Annotated in this window: 2 protein-coding genes and 1 other annotated feature; both genes read right to left on the reverse strand. The window is 53.1% G+C overall.

The window, feature by feature from the left end:
• Positions 1-471, reverse strand: a 471-nt coding sequence (locus B5D20_RS13375; protein ID WP_278308394.1) for an aldehyde ferredoxin oxidoreductase N-terminal domain-containing protein, incomplete at its 3' end; no start/stop codon positions are given.
• Positions 472-684: 213 nt separating this feature from the next.
• A complete protein-coding gene (locus B5D20_RS13380) occupies positions 685-3,339 on the reverse strand; it encodes a valine--tRNA ligase (protein WP_078666693.1) in 2,655 nt (884 codons plus the stop codon).
• A 53-nt stretch (positions 3,340-3,392) separates the two neighbouring features.
• Positions 3,393-3,619 (reverse strand) — a binding site (T-box leader).
• Positions 3,620-3,864: the final 245 nt, after the last annotated feature.

Raw genomic sequence — 3,864 nt, forward strand, 5'->3', positions numbered from 1 at the left:
GTCGTCTCCTGCCTCAGCCAGAAGTCCGTCAGTGGTTTCACTGACCAGTTTGCCCCAGTACTTGTCGGCAGGGCGGATTTCCACCTGGTCATCCTTGATGTAGATATATACGGGTTGGGCTGCTTTCCCTTCTACAATCACCATGTCATAGCCAGCGAATTTCAGTTCTGCGCCCCAGAAACCTCCGGAGTTAGAAGAGGCAATGGTATTGTTGAGGGGGGATTTGGTGACGACCATGTAACGTCCGGAAGTCGGAGCGGAAGTACCGGTAAGCGGACCGGTAATGAAAAAGATTTTGTTAGCTTCACTCAAAGGATCGATACCAGCCGGAATTTCCTCGGCCAGCATGCGGCCCCCCAGGCCCCGGCCGCCGAGAAAGGCTCTGGCTTTCTCCACCGGCAGGGCTTCGGTGGTGATAGAGCCGGTAGTTAAATTGATGCGCAGGATTTTGCCTGCATAAGCGTTAGACACAAATACCCCTCCTCTACTCGAAATGTAGGTAAATATTTCGCCGCAGAGGCAGGTTTTTCCTGCCGGTAACTTTTCTTTTCTGCAATTTTCTTTTTCTTCAGTATAATCGTGAGACTTTTGGGCCCGTATGTAAGCTATACATAAGGTGAAACAACTACAAGCAACAAGAAGAGCTGCCCCGCAAGGGACAGCTCCATTATTTTGACTATCTCATCACCCCAGGGCAGCAAGCCTTTCCCTTAGCGCCTCTGCTTTTTCCCGGTACTCAGCCGCTCTGGCTTTTTCCTTTTCCACCACCGCTGCCGGGGCCCTGGCGACAAAGCTTTCATTGTTCAGCTTGGCTTCCACACGGGCCAGGTCTTCTTCCACTTTGGCCAGCTCTCTGGCTAGCCGCTCTTTCTCCTTCTCGATATCAATCAGCCCGGCCAGAGGCAGGTAGATTTCCACCCCTTTAGCCACAGCAGCCGCCGCTTGAGCCGGTTTCTCCGGCAGGGTCAGCACCAGCTCCAGTTCACCGATACCGGCCAGCTGTTTGAGGTAACTGGCTCCCGCCTGCAATACCGCCAGATTTTCCTCCCGGTTGGCCGCCAGAATGGCAGCAATCTGACGGGAAGGGGGTACATTCATCTCCGCCCGGATATTGCGCACCGCCCGAATGGCTTCCATCAGCAGCTCCATGGCTGCTTCAGCTTCAGAATCATTGTATTCCGGTTTGACCTGCGGCCAGGGAGCCAGCATGATGGTTTCGCCCTGGTGGGGCAGAGCCTGCCAGATTTCCTCGGTGATAAAGGGCATAAAGGGATGCAGCAGTTCCATAGTCCGGCTCAATACATACCAGAGGGTCCACTGGGCCGTAGCCCGGGAGCCAGGGGTTTCTTTCCCGTAAAGCCGGGGCTTGATCAATTCAATATACCAGTCACAGAATTCACTCCAGATGAAATCATAGAGAACCCGGGCCGCTTCCCCCAGTTCATAGCGATCCAGCTGCCGGGTTACTTCCTCAATGGTATGATTGAGGCGGCTGAGAATCCAGCGATCAGCCAGGGCCAATTCCGGCTGCACTTCCTCCGGCTTGAAGTCCCCCAGGTTGAGCAGAGCAAAGCGGGCAGCATTCCAGATCTTGTTGGCAAAATTCCGGGTTCCTTCCAGGCGTTCCTGCTGGAAGCGCAGGTCATTACCGGGGGTATTGCCGGTAATCAGCATAAAGCGCAGGGTATCGGCTCCGTACTGGTCAATGATATCTATGGGATCAACCCCATTACCCAGGGATTTGGACATCTTCCGCCCCTGAGCATCCAGCACCAGCCCATGGATGAGAACTTCCTTGAAGGGCCGCTCCTGCATGAACTCGAGACCCATGAAAATCATGCGGGCCACCCAGAAGAAAATGATATCCCGGCCGGTGACCAGCACTGAAGTAGGATAAAAATGGGCCAGTTCCTCCGTCTGTTCCGGCCAGCCCATGGTGGAAAAGGGCCAGAGGGCGGAACTAAACCAGGTATCCAGCACATCGGGGTCCTGTTCCAGGTTAGTGCTGCCACAGTGCGGACAGCTGGTGGGGTTTTCCTTGGCACAGATTTCTGCCCCACAATCCTGACAGTACCAGACGGGAATGCGGTGTCCCCACCAGAGCTGGCGGGAAATGCACCAGTCCCTGATGTTTTCCAGCCAGTTGATGTAGATTTTGGTGAAACGCTCCGGCACAAACCGCAGTTTCCCTTCCTGCACCACCTTGATGGCCGGTTCGGCCAGGGGCTTCATCTTGACAAACCACTGGGGTGAAACCATGGGTTCGATCACAGTATCACAGCGGTAGCAATGCCCAACGGCATGAGTATGTTCTTCCACTTTTACCAGGTAGCCCTGGGCTTCCAGATCTTTGACTATCTGGGCCCGGCAGGCATAGCGTTCCATCCCCTGGTAAGGCCCGGCCTCTTCGTTCATCAAACCTTCTCTGGTCATGACAGTAATCTGGGGCAAATGGTGGCGCTGACCAATTTCAAAGTCATTCAGGTCATGGGCTGGCGTGATTTTCACCGCCCCGGTCCCAAATTCTTTTTCCACATATTCGTCAGCAATCACCGGAATTTCCCGACCCAGAATAGGCAGAATCAAGGTTTTGCCGATCAGGTGACGATAGCGCTCATCTTCCGGATGTACGGCTACGGCTACGTCCCCCAGCATGGTTTCGGGGCGGGTGGTGGCTACAATGATGCGTTCCTGGCTATCCTTGACCGGATAGGCAATGTGATAGAGCTTGCCGGCTGTTTCCTCGTGCTCCACCTCGATATCGGAAATGGTGGTCATGCACTTGGGACACCAGTTGATGATATAACTGCCCCGGTAAATGAGGCCTTTGTTATAGAGCTCCACAAACACATCCCTGACCGCTTTAGAGCAGCCTTCATCCATAGTAAAGCGTTCCCGCTGCCAGTCACAGGAAGCCCCCAGGCGGCGCAACTGTTTGGTAATGCGGTCACCATAAGTATTTTTCCAGTCCCAAACCCGTTCCAGAAATTTCTCCCGGCCCAGGTCATACTTGGACAAACCTTCTTTGGCCAGCTGTTCCTCCACTTTGGCCTGGGTAGCAATTCCGGCATGGTCAGTGCCCGGCATCCAGAGGGTATTGTAACCCTGCATCCGCTTCCAGCGGATGAGAATATCCTGCATGGTGTTATCCAGGGCATGGCCCATGTGCAGAGCCCCGGTCACATTGGGCGGGGGCATCACGATACTGAAAGGCTCTTTGTTTTTGTCAACCTCAGCATGAAAATAGCCCTTTTCCTCCCAGCGGGAATACCATTTGCTTTCCACTTCCTGGGGGTTATAGGTTGTAGGTAATTGGCCGCTTCTGGTTGCAGTGGTCATAATTGCTCTCCCCTCTATACGAATATGTTCTAAAAACAAAAGGCTCTTTCACCCCTAAGGGCGAAAGAGCCAGGCTTCCGCGGTACCACCTTAGTTTTTCCCTGCCGGAACAGCAGAGAAACCCTCTACAGCTGTAACGGGCAGACCCGCTGCTGTCTACTTTTCTTCAACAGCAGAGCTCTGGGGCGACCTTCAGCGCATTCCCCCGGAAACCTTTCAGCCTGCGGGTTTCCTCTCTGTCGAGGTAGGCTCGCCTACTCCTCCCCATCATTGCCTTTCCCTGATTATGTACAATATTTTATGAAAAAGGAAATCTTTTGTCAACCTGCTCCAAAGCGGGTATAATGAAAATAAGGAATTGATTGTATTTAACTGTTTTACTACATTAAAGGTATGGAACTATTATCCATTGGAGAAGCAGCAAAGTCCGGCAGGGTTTCGGGGAGCTGATCAGGAATGCCAGAGAAACACGAGAAGAACAAATTTAGCATAACTGTGTGCGGGGAGTTTTTTCCGGAGATTTAC

It is taken from the genome of Carboxydocella sporoproducens DSM 16521 (assembly GCF_900167165.1).
Classification (GTDB): Bacteria; Bacillota.